We start from the raw sequence: 20401 nt of genomic DNA, 5'->3' as shown, positions 1-20401 counted from the left end.
CCCGTCCGCCGCTAGGTCCAGTAGCAAGCTACCTTTCCCCGCTCGACTTGCATGTGTTAAGCCTGCCGCCAGCGTTCAATCTGAGCCATGATCAAACTCTTCAGTTAAAATCATTTTGCACCTTAGTTAAGACAAGGTGCTAATTCTGGCTCATCAATTACTGACAAAAAATTTGCTCAAATAAACTTCGAGAAATTTCTACCAATTATCAATGATAATATATATCGATTGATCAACTAGTAAAAATCCACACAAGTTGTTCTTCTATTCTCTTAATGATCTTCTCAATGGTTCATCACCATCAAGCTAGGTCGGCTATATTACTCTAAATTTCTTCAAAGTCAACAGGTAATTTAGATATTTTATAAACTTATCAACCAACCCAAGAATCTAACCAATCTAGCCAAATCCTTGTTTATCAACAAGTTTTTATCTGCATCACCGCCGATGGATGTGCATTCTACAGCATTCCTCAACGCTTGCAATACCTTTTCCAAAAACAATGTGACGAGCGTCTATTTTTTACACAAAAAAGGCTGTAAATGTGGAGTTTGGTCTATAATTTGATCTGTTTTATCTTTTTCTTGCCAATGCAAAGGACGACAATCGACATATTCACAGTACCCCGTGCCTTGATATGTTTCATTATCCCAAAGCAACTCATAAGTAAAACTTCCTACATACCCTGCTGCCAATCCAAATTTATAATCCCCTCTACTCTGTGCTTGAAGTTGGAAAATGATTTGATCATCTTCGTGATATTGCCAGACAAATACGCGAGGTAAATACATTTCACGTCCATTAGGTGTTTGTATTTTTGGATAAACTCGAGTTACATCAAAAATCACATTATCTTGATAAAGTCGTGTTTCTTTTTCTTTTGACTGAATTTCAATTCTTGAAAAAACAATATTGTTCCATTGGTTTCTTAATTCAGAAAGAATGATTTGCAAATCATTATTAATTTGAATGATTTGATAAGTAAAAAAATGAAATGCAATAAAAGGCAAGTAGATTGCTCTCGCATGCTTCAAAATACCTGAAGCATTTATTTCATACTTTTGTTTTTTATAAGTAACCTCACCCTCACAATGACAATTCACATACCAATAATCCGCTACTCCCCACTGTAAAGCAGAATGACTTTCAATTTCGGTAGAAGTTGTGACTTTAAGCTGACAACTGAGTTCATCATCTTTACGATTAAAATAATAATTCGGAAAATCAACTTGAATATGATCCACATCTAAAAACTGGTAATGATCAATCTCTAATTGACATTGTTCTTTGGCACTATAACTTTTGAGATGTCCAACCGTAGACGGACTAGTTGTAACAAGCACTGTCGCAGTATCAATTGCTGTCGTCGTTATTGCACTCGCGTTATAACAAATTGGAATACGAGGCTGCCCGATAAGGCTGATGAAATTAAGATAATGAAAGGGTTCAGGTAGGTTTGGCAGAATCAGTGCCTGATAAACGATTTTAAATAAGCCTTTAGGTGGATAAAAGGTTAAAGCATCTGATTTATCGAGGTTCAGTTGCTTTAATTGATTGTTACTCATCAATATTGGCATACTGAACCTCCGATTTTTTAACTTATTATTTTAGAATCATTTTTGTGGGCAAGCAGTGTTGTTACGAAACCTGAAAGCACATAGAGAATACAAACTGTCAGTATTCCTACTGGAATGTTGTACGTGATTGCAGCAAAAATCAAGACCACTGGTAACATCACAACAAAAGGTACACGTTTGCGGTCCATCTGTTTAAATGAATAGTATTTGATATTGGAAATCATTAATAAACCAACACCTACCATAATCGCAGCATTGATTATCTGAATCGTAATATCTTGCAAATCAAAAATGAATGGAAAATCACGTCCAACCCAAACAATTGAAATCACAGTGACTGCAGCAAGTGGACTTGCAATACCAATAAAGTAGCGTTTATCAACAACACCAATTTGGACATTAAAGCGAGCCAAACGGAATGCAGCACAAGCCGTGTAAATGAAGCTACAAGCTAGTCCGATACGACCTAAATCGTGCAAGCTCCAGCTGTACATCAATATTGCTGGCGCAACACCAAATGCCAATAAATCAGACAATGAATCATATTGCTCACCAAATGCACTTTGAGCACCAATTGCACGAGCTACACGACCATCTAAACCATCCAATAATGCAGCCAAGAAAATCGCATAAATTGCCTGATTAAAATTACCATTCATACTGGCAATAATTGAGTAAAAACCAGATAAAAGCGCAGCTGTTGTAATCAGGTTCGGCCATAGATAAATACCACGGCGTTTAACTTTTTGCCCTTCGTGCGTGTGCTCTTCTTCTTCTACTTCAAATGTGATTCCATCAAAAGAATGATCCTTTGTATTCAAATCAGAATCTGTTTTTGGAGAATTTGTCATTATTTTCAATTCCTCGAGAATATCTTGAGGTAGATGGGTTACTCACCCACCAACCAACGCACAGCAGCATGACCACCATTTTCACTCATGCGTAAATGAGGGAAAAGCCATTGTAAGGCTTGATCTGCATCTTCTGAAAATTTCCAAGGTGGGTTAATCACGAGTAAACCACAACCATTTAAACCAACTGGAGTATCATCTGGCCATACGCAAATTTCACAAATAAGCTGACGGCGAATACCCGTTTTAAACATTTTCTTTTCAAAACGTTCAATCATGGCACGGTCTTTAATTGGATACCAAACTGCAAAAACGCCAGTCGGCCATTTTTTATAAGCAGCTTGCAACAACTCAACGAGCTGAGGAAAATCTTTACGTTCAATTTCATATGGCGGGTCAATCATGACTAAGCCACGTTTTTCTTTCGGAGGAATTACACCAAGTAATCCTTCATATGCATCACGTTCGTGTAAACCCGCACGTTTATCACGAATGTTAAAATACAATTGCTGAAACACATCACGCTGCATTTCAAAAATAGTCGCTTTGTCAATATCACGCATGCCTTCGAGTGCAAACCAAGGTGAACCTGGATAAGCACCTTTACCTGAAACTGCACGCATATCTTCAACTATTTTAAGATATTGTTTTACGCCTTCAGGCGCATTACGCTTAATCGAATCATCAAGCTTAACCAAACGATGGATACCCGTTAAGAATTCACCTGATTTTTGTGCTTGAGATGTAGATAAATCATATTTACCTGCACCACCATGGGTATCGATATATCGATAAGGTTTATCTTTGGCATTTAAACGAGCGAGCAGTTGAAGCAAAAGTACATGCTTCATAACATCGGCAAAGTTACCCGCATGGAAATGGTGACGGTAATTCATGTTGACAATTATTCCTCAATTCAGAAGATAGTTTAACATGAAAGAAAAAAGTATTCTTTAGCGTTGATGTGATCGTCTAAAATAGTAATGTGAATCAAACAGCTGTTTGATAGGAGCTATATGCAACAAACTTCTTTCTCCCTGGCCTTAAATGCAACCTCATGGAATTTAGATCGCGTCCTAGATGATTTAAATGAGTTTGGCTTTGCTTTTATTGATCATGTCTATTCACCCGAATATGTCACAGCCTTAGCTGATGAATGCATATCGCATCTTGCCGAGTTTAGAGCAGCAGGTATACAAAATGGCGTTGTAAGTCATATTCGTAGCGATCATATTTTATGGATTGATGGACAGCTTCCTATCGCTCAGCAGCACATCCAAACGCTACACAATCTATCTCAAGCATTAAATCAAGCATTTTATCTTGGCATTAAAGAGGTTGAAGCACATTTTGCTTGTTATAACGCTGGCGAGTTTTATGCTTTACACCGCGATAATCCGCAGCAAAAAAATGATCGTATGATTTCAACTGTATTTTATTTACATGAAAGTTGGGAAGACAATTTGGGTGGTGAACTTCGCCTACAAGATAAAAAGGGAAACTGGCACATCATTCAACCTTTGCCAAATCGTCTTGCGATTTTTCAAAGCGATGTATTACATGAAGTCTTGCTTTCAAAACAACAGCGCTTATCGATTACGGCTTGGTTACGCAGTGGCAACTCGATTTGGAACCCTTAAACCCTTTAAATCACTAAAAATAGCCTTATATAGTTAGGCATAACTGATGATTTTGGATCAATACATGTCGAATGAAACTAAACAAGTGATTGCTCGGATTGGTGAAACTGACCAACTGTATTTAGAAAATAATACGCCTGAACTTGCTTTAGAGCGAGCTGACTTGCGCTTGCAATTGGTCATGTTGAGTCATGTTCGTCAGGAACAGCTCCATTTCTTGCAAGAAGCAATTGTATTGCTAGAACAAGCGCGTATTGAATATGACGAGATGCCGCTAAGTTTATATTTAAACTTATCGTTGTATCTAGCCAAAGCATATATGATCTATTTTGAACTAACTAAAGAACAGCGCTTTGCTTTAATTACACAACAAATCTTAAAACCTTTGGCACACTATAACCATTTAGACATTTATTTTTTCCTTGCGTATGCGTCAGCAGCTAAGCAAGAACAAGCAATGACACGCCACTGGTTACAGAAATATGTGTCATGTTTTGAATATGATCTAGAGTTATTACAAGTTCACCCTGCTTTCAAATCAGTACGAATGGAAGACTGGTTTAAAGCCTTAATTCAAAATAAAGCTCACTAATGTGAGCTTTATTTTTTATAAATTATTATTTGGTGCTATCTAAATGTAGTTGTTGATTTAGCTCATCAACTACAATCGCCCATTCATCATCTTTATCTAAATGACTTTTAAGAAAATCACGTTGTCCCGCACTCCAAAACGCTGCTTCATGTAATTTTTGATCTGCACTAAGTTGATGTGCTTTGACAAAATTTTCAATACTCGCCTCATCAGAATCAAGGCCTAACTGTTCAAATAAAAGTTCTAGTGTAGGTTGTTGCTCAAACATTTTTTATTCTCCAAACTCATGCTTTAATTAAATTAATCTAAACATAAACACTTATTCAATACATCTGTATGCCTATATTTTCTTGTAGTTTTTATGTGCACATACATAAAAAAAGCGCCCGAATTCAGGCGCTTTTTCAATTTATCAAAAAAGATAAATTAGTTCACCATGTCAGCAACTGCTGCACGCTCTTCTTCTAACTCGTTAAGAGTGAAGTTGATACGCTCACGGCTAAATTCGTCAATTTCTAAACCTTGAACGATTTTGTATTCACCGTTTTCAGTTGTTACAGGGAAACCGAACATTACGCCTTCAGGAATACCATAAGAACCGTCTGAAGGAATACCCATCGTTACCCATTTGCCGTTTGTACCAAGCGCCCAGTCACGCATATGGTCGATTGCAGCATTTGCAGCAGAAGCAGCAGAAGAAAGACCACGCGCTTCGATAATCGCAGCACCACGCTTACCAACTGTTGGAAGGAATACATCTTTGTTCCAAGCAGCATCGTTGATTTTGTCTTTCAAGCTTTCGCCATTTACATTTGCAAAGCGATAATCAGCATACATTGTTGGAGAGTGGTTGCCCCAAACAGTCATGTTTTCGATATCAGAAACAGCTACACCCGCTTTTTGAGCAAGTTGAGTTAACGCACGGTTGTGGTCAAGACGTAACATTGCTGTAAAGTTCTTCGATGGAAGATCTGGAGCAGATTTCATCGCGATGTAAGCATTTGTATTTGCAGGGTTACCTACAACCAATACTTTAACGTCACGGCTAGCAACTTCGTTTAATGCTTGACCTTGACCAATGAAGATTTCGCCATTTACTTTTAATAAGTCAGCACGTTCCATACCTGGACCACGTGGACGAGAACCTACCAATAAAGCATAGTCAGCATCTTTAAATGCAACTTTAGGATCATCAGTCCCGATCATGCCAGCCAATAAAGGGAAAGCACAGTCATCAAGTTCCATCATCACGCCTTTAAGCGCTTGTTGAGCTTTCTCAAATGGAACTTCAAGCAATTGTAAAATTACAGGTTGATCTTTACCTAACATTTCACCGCTTGCGATACGGAATAATAAGCTATAACCAATTTGACCAGCAGCGCCTGTAACGGCAACACGAACGGGTTGCTTCATGTGATATTCTCCAATGAGATGCGTTAGCACGATTGAAACATATTGTTATTCAATCGAATTATCATAAACGGCAAAGATTGTACTCTAAAGCGAACGCAGATGCATGTAAAAGAGAATGGATTTCAACAAAAGTCTGATAGAAAATACAAATAAAGGGCTAAAAAAGCCTAGTAACTACCTTTAATTGTAAAGTCATTTGGGCAACCCGTCACAATATGACTTGAACATTGCTTGTACTGACCATTCTTCTGATAACACACTCGAATTTCGGTTAAAACTGATTCAAACCGTGAAGACTGGCAAGTAAAACGAATGCCATTTGGTGGTAACGAAGGATTTAATTTTGTGAACTGTTGTCTAAGATTTTCTTTTTGAACATCAATCGTATTGGGACTTGTTAAATCTGATGGAACTTTTAAACGCTCAGCAAAATTAATTATTTTTCTAAAATATTGACTTGCATTCATGGGGACACATCCGCCAACCCCCTGCCAAAGCTGTACGCGAGCATTTTCATCAGGCATCACACGCGCCACGACTTTAGCTTGTAGCGGTGAAAGTTTCGCAGAACTTTTTGTTTCACACTCACGCCCTACTGGAACTTCAGGTAGCAAACTAGAAATGGTAAGCGAGTAACCTTCTAAACACTTACGTTGTTTTTGTCTTGTTGAATCAAACGAACAAACCGCAGGCGTCATTTGAATATGCATGACATAACCTGCTATATCGGCATTGTCGGCTGCATATAATGGCGCACCAAATGAGAGAACGAGATAACAGATCAATGTCTGTAACATGCTACGCATTTGAAACTTGAATGTGTTTATCGCTTTCATCAAATACAAAAACTTCATTGTTTTAAATTCAACATCTTTGTGCCTTAAGGTGTATTACGCACAGGAATTGTGCTCATACGTTTTTCAAGGGATTGCGGCCCCTGCCCAAGTAGCACTCCATAATGTGTTGCATTGGTCATGACATGTTTAACGTAATCACGCGTTTCAAGCAAAGGAATAGACTCTGTGTACTGATCAGCAGCCATCGTTTGAAAATCAGGCTGCCAACGGCGTGCTCGGTTTGGGCCAGCGTTATAGCCTGCTGTTGCAAGTACCGCATTGCCACTTAGCTGACTTTGAATCATTGAAAGATAATATGTTCCATAACGGATATTGGTGTTCATTTCACTTAATGCCGCAGGGTTATAAGTTTCACCCATCTGACGCGCAACAAGTTTTGCCGTATTTGGCATGATTTGCATCAAGCCACCTGCACCTACATGCGAACGTGCAGAAGTAACAAATCGACTTTCTTGGCGCATTAAACCATAAGCCCAAGCGGGATCAATACCCGCATTGTAACTATGACTCGTCACATTACTACGGTGAGGCATCGCGTAGCGATAAGTATCGTTATGCTTTGATGTCGTACGATCCGCAGCATAAATAGCACGATCATACCATCCCATATCATGCGCGCGTTTGGCTGCTGCTAATAGTAGACCATCGTCATGTTGCAAATACGCCTGACGAACAGCCCAGTTCCATTCACGATTGGTATAACTTGCAGGCGCATTAATATCCCTTAATGCAAACGCACGTCTAAAATGGATATTTTGATTTAAGCGCTGAGCATCCTGAGCAGAAGGCTGCTCATTGTAAGGCTGATGGTTATAACGCTCACCAATACGATCTTTGGCAAGTAAGTTATGATAATCATCGCCACTTTGCGCTAGTTTGCGATAAATCTGTTGCGCGGCTTGCTTAGAAGCTGCGTCAGAACGTTGCTCAGATGCACGTGCTAGCCAATATTGCCAACGATCTTCTTGCTTTTGCGTTACCGACATCGCATCAATCGCTCGAATCAGACTTTCCCATGCACCAAAACGAATGGATTGACGAGCATAAATCTCAGCTTCTTCAGGGCTAAATGGATAACCATAACTTTGATCAAATGCATTCAGCACTTCACGATTAAAATTATTCTTCATTACCGTCGTACCACCAACATAACCAACGGTACGATATAAATATTTTTGAACAGCTTGTGGCGTATCTTGTGCTGCTCGCTGCACATTGCCAAGCGCATTGGTTAAGTCGTTATCAGCTATACGACCTAATGCAAAAATCAAATACGCATAATCAGCATCATTAGACTTAGGTGCATTCCAAATATATTCCAATGGATTGGATTGGATCTGATTGAGTTGAGCTAAAGATAAACTCAACCCCATAGTTTGTGCGGTTGCAATTGCTTGTCCAGACTGCCCAGCACGCAATAAAACCCACAAGCGCTGTTGACGATCTTGCGCTGTCATCAACGGACTCGACAACATCATTCGACCTAAACCTGTACAAGATTCTGGCTGTGAGTCAGTCGCTAACCATACATCTTTATATTCAGCATAAACTAAAGCATCACCTGTTTGAGCGCGGACTTGAGCAACGGCACAACTTTCCGCCTGATCAGGATTAGTGACATAAGATAATACGGGCTTTGCTTCACTGAAATTTGCTTGTTTTACTTTTTCCTCAACATAATCAGCCGATAATTTTTCTGCCATTGCTGATTGAGGGTAACGTTGTGCAAAACTAATAATTGAAGCAGCAGGTTGAAATCCAAGATTACTATTCAGTTTCCAATATTCTGGATAATATCCCAACACGTCATTTTGCATTTCATATTGATATTGATCGAGCAATGCCATATTGCTTGAATTTGCTGCACGCAGAGCATCATTGAATTGTTCGTCCAAGGCATAAACAGATGAACATGCAATCACACCACTCGCCGCCAACATACGACGGAAGCTTTTCTTATTATTCAATTTACGGGTAACGCTACTTATAAAATTATGTTGCTTGTTCATCTTCATCAATACATTTGCCTAATTTCGCCCTGCGATTATAGTTTAATAAGTCTAGCTTCTTACAATTGTTGTGTTATGTAACTTGCTGATTCATATTCATTAAAATTCACGTAATTTCATCCACAAAGTGTCCATTTTTGTCAGTTTTTTATTCTCTGCGCACATCAAAAAATACTGCTATAATCCGCGGTTTGTCTCAACCCACCTTGTTTAGGAGCCTGCATGACGGTTCAAACATTCATTCCAAGTGCTACACAAGCTGCCTCAGAAAACACTGTCACCCAGCCAACGCACACCACTGATGTTTCAATGAAAAAGCTATATATTGAAACGCAAGGGTGTCAGATGAATGAGTATGACAGTCATCGTATGGCAGATTTATTAGGCGATTCTCATGGTTACGTACTTACCACGAATCCTAATGAGGCCGACATTTTATTGATGAACACTTGCTCGATCCGTGAGAAAGCACAAGAGAAAGTGTTTAGTGAACTCGGTCGCTGGCGTAAATTAAAAGAACAAAATCCAGAATTAGTCATCGGTGTCGGTGGCTGTGTTGCATCACAAGAAGGTGACAACATTCAAAAACGTGCGCCTTACGTGGATATGGTTTTTGGCCCACAGACTTTGCACCGCTTGCCGCAAATGTTAGATCAACATCATTCACAGGTTGAGAAGCCCAAGAAAGAAAAAATCAAATTAGTTGATATTTCATTCCCTGATATTGAGAAGTTTGACTTCTTACCTGAACCTCGTGTTGAAGGTTTTAAAGCATTCGTTTCGATTATGGAAGGTTGCTCTAAATACTGTTCATTCTGTGTTGTTCCTTACACTCGTGGTGAAGAGGTTTCTCGCCCATTAGATGATGTATTGGCAGAAATCGCGGGTCTTGCTGAAAAAGGTGTTCGTGAAATCAGCTTACTTGGTCAAAACGTAAATGGTTATCGTGGCGAAACTTTTGAAGGTGGTATCTGTACATTCCCTGAATTATTACGTTTAGTTTCGGAAATTCCGGGGATTGGTCGCTTACGTTACACCACATCTCACCCGCTCGAATTTTCTGATGACCTGATTCAATGCTACCGTGATTTGCCACAAATGGTTTCTCACTTGCATTTACCTGTACAAAGTGGTTCAAACGATGTGTTACAGGCAATGAAACGCAACCATACTATTGATGTTTATATTGATAAAATTGCCAAGTTACGCAAAGTACGCCCAGATATGCATTTATCGAGTGACTTTATTATTGGATTCCCAGGTGAAACTGATGCACATTTTGCTGAAACATTACAGTTCATCAAAGATTTAGATTTCGATCATTCTTATAGTTTTGTTTATTCAAAGCGTCCGGGTACACCTGCTTCTGAACTTCCAGATGACACGCCTGAGCAAGTGAAAAAAGACCGCTTAGCTCAAGTACAACAAGTCATTAAACAGTCAAGTATTGATAAAACTGATGCGATGCTTGGTAAGATTGAACGTGTGCTGATTGAGAAAGTATCGGATAAAGATCCGAACGTTTTAATGGGTACAGCTGACAATACACGTTTAGTTACGTTTATCGGTGATGCAGCGTGGGTCGGACGTTTCGCAGAGATTGAGATTACTGAAATCAAAACTTTAAATTTAGTTTATGGAGAACTCTTGAATCTTGAACCTGACGTGGCGTAATGTAAGGGTATTCTTACAAGTCAACAAAAAGGGTTTCTCTTGACTGCAGCGATTCGACGTACAGTAACGTTCCCTGAGATTTCAATGGAACGTTTAAAAAGCATGCTCGGTGCGTATAACGGGCATTTAAAACAAATCGAACAACGTTTAGATGTCAAAATTACTCACCGAGGCGATGCTTTTTATCTAGACGGTGATATGGAAGCGGTCGAAAGAGCCGAAGCTTTGCTGCAGCGGCTCTATCAAGAATCAGAAATTTCATCACAAATCAGTGCGGACTTACTGCACCTAATGATTCAGTCTTCGCAAACTGAACGTAACTTCGAATTGGTTGGCGAAGAAATGGATGAATATGATGCGCCAATTGATGTCTACTTTCAGACGCGCAAAGGGCGCATCAATCCACGCGGCGCAAATCAAAAGCGCTATGTCCAGCGTATTTTGCAAAGTGATATTTCCTTTGGCGTCGGCCCTGCTGGGACAGGTAAAACTTATCTAGCTGTTGCTGCAGCTGTCGATATGTTAGAACGCAATGAAATCCAACGTATTCTACTGGTACGCCCTGCAGTTGAAGCGGGTGAAAAGCTTGGCTTTTTACCAGGTGACTTAACTCAAAAAATTGACCCTTATTTACGTCCTCTCTACGATGCACTCTACGAAATGCTTGGTTTTGAAAAAGTTGCAAAACTGATTGAACGCCAAGTGATCGAGGTTGCACCTCTTGCCTATATGCGTGGTCGTACGTTGAATCATTCTTTCGTTATTCTGGATGAAGCACAAAATACTACACCAGAACAAATGAAAATGTTCCTCACTCGATTGGGCTTTGGCTCACGTGCGGTCATTACTGGAGATGTAACACAAGTCGATTTACCTCGCGGACAACAATCGGGTTTAGCCCATGCGCTACGTGTACTTGAAAACGTACATGAAATTCACATCACACGTTTCCATTCCCGAGATGTTGTACGTCATCAACTGGTTCAAAAAATTGTTGAAGCTTATGAAGGCTGGGATAGCGAGCAGCAACGTATGTCTGCTGAAGCTCGAGCTGAACGTAAAGCAAAACAAGAAGCATTGGTTGCAGAAAATGATTCTGCTGCTGATGCCCAACACTCTTAGAAAACCTCCTCACCCCCCTTTTATGGTGATGCTTTAGTCGCATTTTAGGGGGAAGATTTTAAGGATCTATTTTGAAAATCAATTTAAGTCTACAACAGGACTTTCAAGCATCTGAACTGCCACTCAAACGTGGTCAAATCAAAAAAAATATTGAAACTGCATTACGCCATGTTGGTTTCGATGTGGATTGTGAAATCGGCATTGCTTGTGTTGATCTTGCTGAAAGTCATGAACTCAACTTGCAGTATCGTGAAAAAGATAAACCAACAAATGTATTATCCTTTCCAAGTGATATTCCCGAGGAAATGTTATCGCTGCTTGATGCTGAACCACTGGGTGATTTAGTGATTTGTATTCCTGTTGTCTTACAAGAAGCAATTGAACAGCAAAAAACAGCAACTGATCATTTTACCCATTTATTGGTTCACGGTATTTTGCATCTCTTAGGTTATGACCATGAGACTGGTGAAGCTGATGCAGAAGAAATGGAAGCTTTAGAAATCGAAATCTTAAAGAAACTTGGTGTTGCAAATCCATACCAAGCGGATGAGATCTAGTGGGAATACTATGTATATCGTTATTTTCAAAGCTGAAATCAAAAAATTAGATTCTGATTACATAGAGATGGCTCAGAAATTAAGAGATAAAGCTTTAAATGAATACAATTGTATAAAGTTTGAAGCGTGTAGTGAAAATGGTTTTGAAATCGCGCTTTCTTATTGGAAAGAACTTAATGATATACAACGTTGGCATCTCGATACTGAACATCAAATCGCACAGCGCTTGGGAAAAGAAAAATGGTACCAAAACTTTAGCGTTGAAATCTGTAAATTAGAGCGTGCTTATCATAGTTAATCTAATTGTGAATAAGATCAAACTTATCCACAATTTAATAAAAAAACGGCTTGTATTAAGCCGTTTTTTTATTTCACACGATCTTAAAATTGATAACGTAAAGTGAGTGTTGCATTACGTGGTGAACCTTGGGTGATCTGTCCATACGCAGGGAAAACACCATAATATCCTTTATCAAATACATTATTGACATTCAATTGCGCGGAAAAATCTTTATTAATTTTATATTTTGCCATCAAATTAACTAAAGCATATGAACCTTGCTCAATTCTAGGATTTGCTCCTGCTGGTGCATTACTAGCGATCACATAAGTATCACTTTGCCAATTTACCCCTCCACCAACACTTAGATCACTCCACTTTCCTGGAAGTTGATAGGAAGTATAAGTTTGAATCAATTTACGAGGAAGTTGAGTATTAATATCAGCATCATTAACATCTGTTGCTTTATATTGACTATAACCAGCGGTTACATTCCAGTTTGGTGTCACTTGCCCACTAACTTCTAGCTCAAAGCCTTTACTTTCAGCACCTTTCGCAGCCTTATAATATGTTTCTAAAGTCCCATTTGGTCTTTGTATTTGCCCTACAGCTTGTGCGAGGTTATCTTGTTTAATATCGAATAAAGCTAAAGAGCCATTCAAACGATTATCAAACCAAGATGACTTTAAACCGATTTCGGTACTATTCCCCTTAATCGGATCAAGATAATTATTATTGAAATCTCTTTGATCTTGCGGCTGGAAAATACTCGTATAGCTAGCATAAGCTGAGTAATTCTGATTAATGTCATAAATCAATCCAGCATAAGGAATAAATTCATGTTCATATTTAATCTTACTCGCAGTTGAACCTAAATCTTTCTCATAATCTGTAACACGACCACCAATAATTAACTTTAACGGATCGAGTAAAGATAGTTGAGTTGCTGCAAAAATCGCATTTTGCTTTACGGTATAACTTTCTGAAGGTGTCCATGCACTCCAAATAGGCTCTGGGAGCGAAGCATTCCAATCATAAATACTGCCCACAGCTTCAGTTGTACCAGATCGACCTAATGCATCAAACTCTTGATTTGAATATTGATAACCAACTACAGCTTTATGATCTCGACCAAATAAGTTAAATACCCCATCCGTTTGCAAGGTGATATTGTCTTGATCGACATTCACCTTATACGAACCAGCAAAGCCAGATAAACCTAAGCCTGTGGTTTTGTCAGGATTGCCAGAAACATAAAATAATTTTGACTCAGCCTCTCTTTTGCCATGAGCATAAGAAAGCTTCACATTCCAATCATCATTAATTTTTTGAGTTAAATCTGCAAACCAATTGGTGTACTTCACATTCCAACGTGTCCAATCCTGCGTTGTTGTTGCACTTTTCGATAAATGAGTTCGCGAACCATCACTAAAGAAAACAGGTAAGCCTCCCCACATTGGACCACGAGGGTCATCCTCTTGATAACTGACTCCTGCTGAAAGTAAAGTTGACTCAGTTAAGTCAGCCTCTCCTGTCAGTAACAGCGTTAAACGCTCTTTACTTAATAAATCGGTAAAACTGTCACCTTGCTCATATTGTGCAACCGCACGCCCACGTAGTGATCCCGAATCATTCAAACTATTCGCAATATCCCCCATGACACGATAATTATTCCAACTTCCTCCACTTACTTCGATATTTGCAGCAGGCTCTTTACTCGCAGCACGCTTACGAGCCATATTTATCGCAGCAGAAGGATTCCCAGCACCAGTCGTTAATCCTGTTGCTCCACGTACTACCTCAATATGATCATAAATTGCCGTACTAGAAAAAATCTCTCCAGAAGACCAAGGTAAGGAATATGTTGTAGGGATTCCATCAATAATATAGTTATCAACAACAAAACCACGCGAATACAAACCACCACGATTTGTTTCATAACGGTTTACCGTAATACCCGTTACATTTTCAGCGACCTCAACTAAAGTTGTTAACCCTTGATCTTGCATACGTTGTTGGGTTACAACCGAAACAGATTGAGGAATTTCTTTTAAAGTCAAATTTAAAGGTAATGCAGTCGACGATTTTTCTACTGTATATGCTTGTTTTAAATTTTCACTTTCCGCTTGTATTTTAATGGTTGGCAACTGAGCAGTGCTTTCTGTACTTGACTCAGCGTAAGCAAATGATGGTAAAAGTACAGCCATAGCCAATACCAGTGGATGTGTTTTAAATACTTGTCTCGATGGATGTTTATGCATGTAGATAGATCCTTATCGCAAGGTCAAAAGATTTGAAAGCCACCACACCTCGCTCCCCCACAAGAAAAACTCTAAAAAGCAGGATGTACAGATTCCAAAGGAGATTGAACAAAAAATACATTGCAAATGATAATTATTTTTATTATCAATTCAAGTTAATAAGATTAAAAATAATTCATTGTTTTTTAATTATTAAAATTTAATCTCACTAATATTAAAAATTATATTTATGATTTTTAATGTTTTTTATTTATAAAATTCACAATAGCAAATTCCAATAAGCAAATTAATGTACTTCAAATTCAGCATCAACAGGATCAAAACGCCATGTACGAATAATTCGCAATTCAGAAATGTCTTTCATATTGGCATCAAAATGTCCAAACGGTGCACCACGACGAACAGAAGCTTTAGCTGCTTCATCTAAAATAGAATGACCCGAACTTTCAATTAAGCGAATCGCTCGAATTCCACCTTGCGCATTTAGAATCACCATTAAGCGAACTTCACCAGCGAGTCGTTGCTGTTTCGCCTCATCTGGATAATAACGGTTACCATATAGTTCTACTTTTTGGCGGAATTTATCAAGATAAGCGGCTGAAGCATCTTGTTTAGCCTGAATGCCATCCACTGTTTTAATGCGTTGCTTACGGCTAAAATTTTGCTGACGTTGTAAATACTGCGCTTCTAAACTTGCGACCATCGAAGCTTTTGCTTGAAACTGGCTTTGTAAATCATCCAAAGCTTTTTTACGTTCAGTTTCTTCGGACTGCTTTTGCCAGCTGAGCACAGTCATTAAAACTTTTTCTTCAAATTTTAATTCACGTTTCTGCTGTATCTTTTCCAAACTTTCTAGCTCAGTCTCACCTGTAGTCGCATCTGCTTGCATTGGTGAAGGCATATCACTCGACATCCGATGTGCTTCACGGAAATCACCCGAACCTTTTTGATCGGCTTGTGCAAGAAAATCAGCATCTTTCACTTTGTCTTGACTTGTACGGACGGTGACTGCAATTTCTTTAGTCGAGGTATCAGACGGCGATGGCATACCAAACTGAATCGCCAGCACAGCTCCATGCAGCAGCATTGCAACCGTAACAGCTCCGACAAAGATTGGATCTTGCCACCAATGAGGAGATAGTTCAGAACGAAAATTTATTTTATTCCACATGCGATTTAAGCGACAAAAATGTCCCTTCCCCAACGGTGGCAACCGTATAAAAACCAAACCAATATTCAAAAAATTACAAAAATGTGATCCACTTATATTTACAGTGTGTCCATACCATCATTTTATGAAAATGTAGCAATTAATTTTGCTACACTGCAAGTCAGAAATTTATTTTTATTTTTTAGTGAATACAAAGATCGTGACGCCGTTATCTAAAACACTTCACTTTCTGGAACAACTTTTATGCAAACGCTAATTTCATCTGTTGTTAAACGTCTACGAAAAGTTTACCTAAAAGCAGAAGAATTCATCGAAGAAGAAAGAGAATTTTCGCTTTCACAAGTTTTTGTGAACGCAACGATGGAACGCTATGTCGTTGAGAAAGTTGAGATCATCAAAGATCTACATGCTGACCTTTATGATGGCTGGTTACGCCTTTACGCTACAATTGATGTAAAAGGTTTACACACCACTTTATCTGTTGATTTAAAACTTCTTCAGATGGAAATGAACAAAGATGTGCAATTGATGGTCTTTGAACAAATCAGCAACACCCAAGTCATCGAAGCTGAATTCAAAAACATTTTTCAAAAATGGGGCTTTTATATTGCGATTTGGTATTTTCAAAAGTTTAAAGATGAAGATCCTTTAGGCAAAATTCTAGAACATTTTGAAGTTGTCACAGTAAAAGATGAATTGCTCTATCTTGATCTCAATCGCTGGTTTAGCAAGAAACCAAGCATTATTGAGACTTTAAGCAAAGTTCATGTTAATCGTGCCCGAGTACGCCCTGCTGAATTAATCGTTTGGGGGAATGTCAACCTTGCGGCTATTTTATCCCCCTCAAATCACGAGTATGACGATGATGAATTAGATGACACCGTTGTCACCCCAATTCAGCAAAAAGACCCCAAAAAATAATTTTCCAAGTTTTGAGTGGCTTTTAAGTTTCCAATTCATGCCACTCAACTCATCATCTTCATGATTTATACGAAAAATTAACAAGCGCTTAGTAAAAAACCTGATCTTTTCTTCATAATCTACAGGCATAATAACCAATAATCGTAATGATAAATGAATGATTTATTTGAATGGTCGTTCAAAGGATATAGTGTTATGACAAAGAATTTATCAAAAGCTCTAGGTATTACTACAGCGACTTCTGCTGTAATTTTATGTGCAAGTTTATCTAGTCATGCATTTGCAATGGCGCCGTTCCAAGCGAGCTACCAATTTAGCTATAATAATAAAAACCTAGGTTCAGCGACACGTACGCTTTCTCAGCAAGGAAATAATTGGACATACAAGTTTGCTGCAAAAGCAGGTGGTATTGCCTCGGCAACAGAAACCAGCCAATTTAATTTTGCCAATAACAAAATTACGTCGCAGAAATTTACACGTAGTAGCAAAATCTTAATTCACAACAACACGATGAATATCAACTTCAATCCAAGCAATAAAACGATTAGTACGCAAAAAGATGATCAGAAACGTTCATTTGCTTGGCAAGCTGGTGTTTTGGATGAGCTTAATGCAGAGCTACAAGTTCGTGAAGATTTGAAAAATGGAAATACGCTGCAAACCCGCTATTTTATTGCGGATGCGAAAGCAGTAGACGAGCGTCGTTTCGTCAAACAAGGCACTGAGAACGTTAAAACTAGTTATGGGACATTTAGTACCATTAAAGTTGTTCTTTTACACGACAAACCTGAACGCAATACAATTTTCTGGTTAGCGCCAAAACTTGATTATTTACCTGTCAAAGTGACACATAATGATGGTAAATCTTCATATGGTTTATTGTTGACTGGCTATTCAGGCAAAACAAACTAAGCATCTGGTCAATTTTGGCTTGCAATTTTTCGGATGCTTTTTAAAATATGCCTTTGCTTAAACAAGCATCCGATTAGAGGATTCTCCCGTGTACGCTTTAGAACAGAAAATCTTAAATGAAGGTATCGTTCTATCAGATCAGGTTTTGAAAGTTGATGCTTTCCTAAACCACCAAATTGACCCTGTATTAATGCAACAGATCGGCAAAGAGTTTGCTGCTCGCTTTAAGGACGCAGGGATCACTAAAATTATTACAATCGAAGCTTCAGGCATCGCTCCAGCAATTATGGCTGGTTTAGAGCTTGGTGTTCCTGTAATTTTTGCTCGTAAATATCAGTCATTGACACTGAAAGATGATCTTTACCGTTCTAAAGTGTTCTCGTTTACTAAACAAACTGAAAGTACGATTGCAATTTCTAACAAGCATATCAACTCAAGCGACAAAGCACTTGTGATTGATGACTTCTTAGCAAATGGTCAAGCTGCTTTAGGCTTAATTGACTTGATTCATCAAGCTCAGGCTGAAGTGGTTGGTGTTGGTATTGTGATTGAAAAATCGTTCCAACCAGGTCGCGATGTATTACTTGAAAAAGGTTACCGCGTTGAATCTTTAGCACGTGTTAAATCTTTAACTGATGGCAAAGTAACATTTGTGACTGAATAAAAATCTGAGTTTAGTCTCAAAAAGCGGATGATCATTTCATCCGCTTTTTTATTGAAAATTAACAACAATCCCAATTATATAAAACCTTAGAAAAGTCTCGCTTCTTTAAATCCTCTGGATGAATAAAGAAATTTCCTACTCCCGAATCGCCCCACATAATCTCATTCTTAGCATCATCCGTATCCAATTGGAAAAGTAAAATATAATCTTGCACCTTTTCATTATAGTGACGAGGATCTGTCTGGGTAAAATAAGGATACCCACCTAAACGATGGCCAGTTGCGGAAACAAACTCATTATAGGGTTCAATAAAATCATCTTCGAAATCGCCACCTTCAAATTGCTCTTCAAAATCGTAAAGCTCATCAACACCCAAGACTTTCTTTCCAAAAGCAAAATCCTCAAGACTAATTAATTGCTCAGTACGCTGGAATTCAATCGAGTATTGTCCTGCAAAAGGCAAATAATCAGCTTCGCTCAACTTGATATCAGAAAAATCTTGCTTTAATTGTTTCACATCTTTAATCACCTGATCAAAATATAAAACCTTAAAACCAGACTGCTGTTGCTGATCATCAAAGTTCATCCCATACAAATCATCAGTCGCAATATAAAACTGCAAAATGCCCTGACTTGGGAAATTAGGTAAGTTCGGAATTTCAGCAAAATTAAACTGTGCCAATAACGCCAGTGGATTGCCATTCGAGTCGATAGGATAAGTAGTATCCAAAGGTAAATACGGTTTTCCCCCAATCTTACTTTGCCATACAGTCAAAGCATCGTTTGGACTGAGCTGTAGGGATACCGTTGGCAAAATTGTGGCTGTAATTTTTTCTAGATATGGATGTAAAGTAGTCGGTAAATTCTCAGGTTGAAGATTCATTTTGTTGGTTGTCCATGTACTTATTTATAGAACTTAATATAAAACAACTAGCTAAACTAAAATAGAGAACAAAGTCTGTGCTACGACAGTTAGTGTCGCTCAATTGCCACATTATTTATCACATAAATTCTGATAAGATTAGCCCGATAAAAATTTGCGATTAGGAATCACGATGCGCACTTACTTAGACCTTTTACAACATATCCTAGACAACGGCGGCGACAAAGGCGACCGTACTGGTACAGGAACACGTTCAGTATTTGGTCATCAAATGCGTTTTGATTTATCTAACGGCTTCCCACTACTCACCACAAAAAAAGTACATTTCCGCTCAATCGTCATTGAGCTACTTTGGTTTCTTAAAGGTGATACCAATGTTCAATACTTAAAAGACAATAAAGTGACGATTTGGGATGAATGGTCTACAGCAGAACAAACTGCTCGCTTTGGTCGCCCTGAAGGCGAACTTGGACCTGTGTATGGCCATCAATGGCGTAATTTTGGCGCGACACAAAATGAAGACGGCAGCTATCAACAAAATGGCTTCGATCAAATCAAATGGCTCGTCAATGAAATCAAGACCAATCCCAATTCACGTCGTCTAATCGTTTCTGGTTGGAACCCAAATGAAGCAGGTAAAGTGGCATTACCGCCTTGCCATACGTTGTTCCAATTCTTCGTACAAGACAATAAACTTTCATGCCAACTGTATCAACGAAGTGCTGATGTATTCCTAGGTGTTCCATTTAATATTGCGAGTTATGCCCTACTTACACATATGATTGCGCAAGTATGTGGTTTGGGTGTTGGTGACTTTGTCTGGACAGGTGGTGATACACATTTATATGCCAACCATTTTGAACAGGCACAATTACAACTTAGCCGTGAGCCGCTACCGTTGTGTCAATTAAAATTAAATCCTGAGATCACTGATATTTTCGACTTTAAATTTGAAGATATTGAAATCGTAGGATATGAATCACACCCAGCGATCAAAGCACCTGTTGCAGTTTAAGT

At 38.7% G+C, this 20401-nt stretch carries 20 protein-coding genes and 1 rRNA gene; 10 read left to right on the top strand and 11 right to left on the bottom strand.

Going from position 1 to position 20401, the window contains the following annotated elements; translation table 11 throughout:
• From F959_RS01535 to F959_RS01520, 4 genes are all read right to left on the bottom strand, one after another.
• A 16S ribosomal RNA gene (locus tag F959_RS01535) occupies positions 1-107 on the bottom strand; the annotation flags it as partial.
• Between the two features lie 408 nt (positions 108-515).
• Positions 516-1577 (bottom strand): DUF6670 family protein, encoded by a 1062-nt coding sequence (locus F959_RS01530; protein WP_004876771.1) that lies wholly within the window; start codon positions 1575-1577, stop codon positions 516-518.
• Positions 1578-1594: 17 nt separating this feature from the next.
• A complete protein-coding gene (pssA, locus tag F959_RS01525) occupies positions 1595-2428 on the bottom strand; it encodes a CDP-diacylglycerol--serine O-phosphatidyltransferase (protein WP_004876769.1) in 834 nt (277 codons plus the stop codon).
• Positions 2429-2466: 38 nt separating this feature from the next.
• Positions 2467-3324 (bottom strand): 23S rRNA (adenine(2030)-N(6))-methyltransferase RlmJ, encoded by an 858-nt coding sequence (locus F959_RS01520; protein WP_004876766.1) that lies wholly within the window; start codon positions 3322-3324, stop codon positions 2467-2469.
• 120 nt (positions 3325-3444) lie between these two features.
• Between F959_RS01520 and F959_RS01515 the strand changes: the two genes are divergently transcribed.
• Both F959_RS01515 and F959_RS01510 read left to right on the top strand, forming a co-directional pair.
• The gene (locus F959_RS01515) at positions 3445-4068 is read left to right on the top strand and encodes a 2OG-Fe(II) oxygenase (RefSeq protein WP_004876763.1); all 624 of its coding nucleotides are present in this window, start codon (positions 3445-3447) and stop codon (positions 4066-4068) included.
• 64 nt (positions 4069-4132) lie between these two features.
• A complete protein-coding gene (locus F959_RS01510) occupies positions 4133-4660 on the top strand; it encodes a hypothetical protein (protein WP_029424874.1) in 528 nt (175 codons plus the stop codon).
• Between the two features lie 25 nt (positions 4661-4685).
• On the opposite strand, the gene F959_RS01505 is transcribed toward F959_RS01510, so the two are convergent.
• From F959_RS01505 to F959_RS01490, 4 genes are all read right to left on the bottom strand, one after another.
• Positions 4686-4928 carry a DUF2789 family protein gene (locus F959_RS01505; RefSeq protein ID WP_004876759.1) on the bottom strand — a complete coding sequence of 81 codons (243 nt, stop codon included), beginning with the start codon at positions 4926-4928 and terminating at the stop codon, positions 4686-4688.
• A gap of 158 nt (positions 4929-5086) precedes the next feature.
• Entirely contained in the window at positions 5087-6073 is a 987-nt protein-coding gene (locus F959_RS01500) for a malate dehydrogenase (protein ID WP_004876757.1), read from the bottom strand.
• A 167-nt stretch (positions 6074-6240) separates the two neighbouring features.
• On the bottom strand, positions 6241-6927 hold the full coding sequence (locus tag F959_RS01495) for a ribonuclease T2 family protein (protein ID WP_017196823.1): 687 nt from the start codon (positions 6925-6927) through the stop codon (positions 6241-6243).
• Positions 6928-6953: 26 nt separating this feature from the next.
• Positions 6954-8870: a lytic transglycosylase domain-containing protein gene (locus F959_RS01490; RefSeq protein WP_171056588.1), complete on the bottom strand. Its 1917-nt coding sequence runs from the start codon at positions 8868-8870 to the stop codon at positions 6954-6956.
• 291 nt (positions 8871-9161) lie between these two features.
• Here F959_RS01490 and miaB point away from each other — a divergent pair, with 291 nt between their 5' ends.
• From miaB to F959_RS01470, 4 genes are all read left to right on the top strand, one after another.
• Complete coding sequence (miaB, locus tag F959_RS01485) at positions 9162-10613, top strand: tRNA (N6-isopentenyl adenosine(37)-C2)-methylthiotransferase MiaB (RefSeq protein ID WP_004876749.1); 1452 nt, start codon at positions 9162-9164, stop codon at positions 10611-10613.
• Between the two features lie 39 nt (positions 10614-10652).
• Positions 10653-11735 carry a PhoH family protein gene (locus tag F959_RS01480; RefSeq protein ID WP_004876747.1) on the top strand — a complete coding sequence of 361 codons (1083 nt, stop codon included), beginning with the start codon at positions 10653-10655 and terminating at the stop codon, positions 11733-11735.
• Positions 11736-11806: 71 nt separating this feature from the next.
• Positions 11807-12292 carry an rRNA maturation RNase YbeY gene (gene ybeY / locus F959_RS01475; protein ID WP_004876745.1) on the top strand — a complete coding sequence of 162 codons (486 nt, stop codon included), beginning with the start codon at positions 11807-11809 and terminating at the stop codon, positions 12290-12292.
• A gap of 10 nt (positions 12293-12302) precedes the next feature.
• Positions 12303-12590 (top strand): antibiotic biosynthesis monooxygenase family protein, encoded by a 288-nt coding sequence (locus tag F959_RS01470; RefSeq protein ID WP_004876744.1) that lies wholly within the window; start codon positions 12303-12305, stop codon positions 12588-12590.
• An 83-nt stretch (positions 12591-12673) separates the two neighbouring features.
• Here the strand turns inward: F959_RS01470 and fhuE are convergent, their stop codons facing one another.
• Together fhuE and F959_RS01460 are read right to left on the bottom strand one after the other, a co-directional pair.
• A complete protein-coding gene (gene fhuE / locus F959_RS01465) occupies positions 12674-14833 on the bottom strand; it encodes a ferric-rhodotorulic acid/ferric-coprogen receptor FhuE (RefSeq protein WP_004876743.1) in 2160 nt (719 codons plus the stop codon).
• Positions 14834-15119: 286 nt separating this feature from the next.
• Complete coding sequence (locus F959_RS01460; RefSeq protein ID WP_004876742.1) at positions 15120-16004, bottom strand: energy transducer TonB; 885 nt, start codon at positions 16002-16004, stop codon at positions 15120-15122.
• 243 nt (positions 16005-16247) lie between these two features.
• Here F959_RS01460 and F959_RS01455 point away from each other — a divergent pair, with 243 nt between their 5' ends.
• From F959_RS01455 to F959_RS01445, 3 genes are all read left to right on the top strand, one after another.
• Positions 16248-16925 (top strand): hypothetical protein, encoded by a 678-nt coding sequence (locus F959_RS01455; RefSeq protein ID WP_004876741.1) that lies wholly within the window; start codon positions 16248-16250, stop codon positions 16923-16925.
• Positions 16926-17120: 195 nt separating this feature from the next.
• Positions 17121-17837, top strand: a complete 717-nt coding sequence (locus F959_RS01450) for a DUF3108 domain-containing protein (protein WP_004876740.1) — start codon at positions 17121-17123, stop codon at positions 17835-17837.
• 88 nt (positions 17838-17925) lie between these two features.
• Positions 17926-18501 (top strand): xanthine phosphoribosyltransferase, encoded by a 576-nt coding sequence (locus tag F959_RS01445; protein ID WP_004876738.1) that lies wholly within the window; start codon positions 17926-17928, stop codon positions 18499-18501.
• A gap of 58 nt (positions 18502-18559) precedes the next feature.
• Here F959_RS01445 and F959_RS01440 read toward each other — a convergent pair whose 3' ends face one another.
• Positions 18560-19384: a YwqG family protein gene (locus tag F959_RS01440; RefSeq protein WP_004876737.1), complete on the bottom strand. Its 825-nt coding sequence runs from the start codon at positions 19382-19384 to the stop codon at positions 18560-18562.
• Between the two features lie 172 nt (positions 19385-19556).
• Here F959_RS01440 and thyA point away from each other — a divergent pair, with 172 nt between their 5' ends.
• Positions 19557-20399 carry a thymidylate synthase gene (gene thyA, locus F959_RS01435; protein ID WP_004876734.1) on the top strand — a complete coding sequence of 281 codons (843 nt, stop codon included), beginning with the start codon at positions 19557-19559 and terminating at the stop codon, positions 20397-20399.
• The last annotated feature ends 2 nt before the right edge of the window (positions 20400-20401 follow it).

Origin of the sequence: Acinetobacter venetianus RAG-1 = CIP 110063 (assembly GCF_000368585.1) — a bacterium.
Lineage (GTDB): Bacteria > Pseudomonadota > Gammaproteobacteria > Pseudomonadales > Moraxellaceae > Acinetobacter > Acinetobacter venetianus.
The sequence above is the reverse complement of the archived record's forward strand: the minus strand, read 5'-3'. Positions and strand labels throughout refer to the sequence as shown.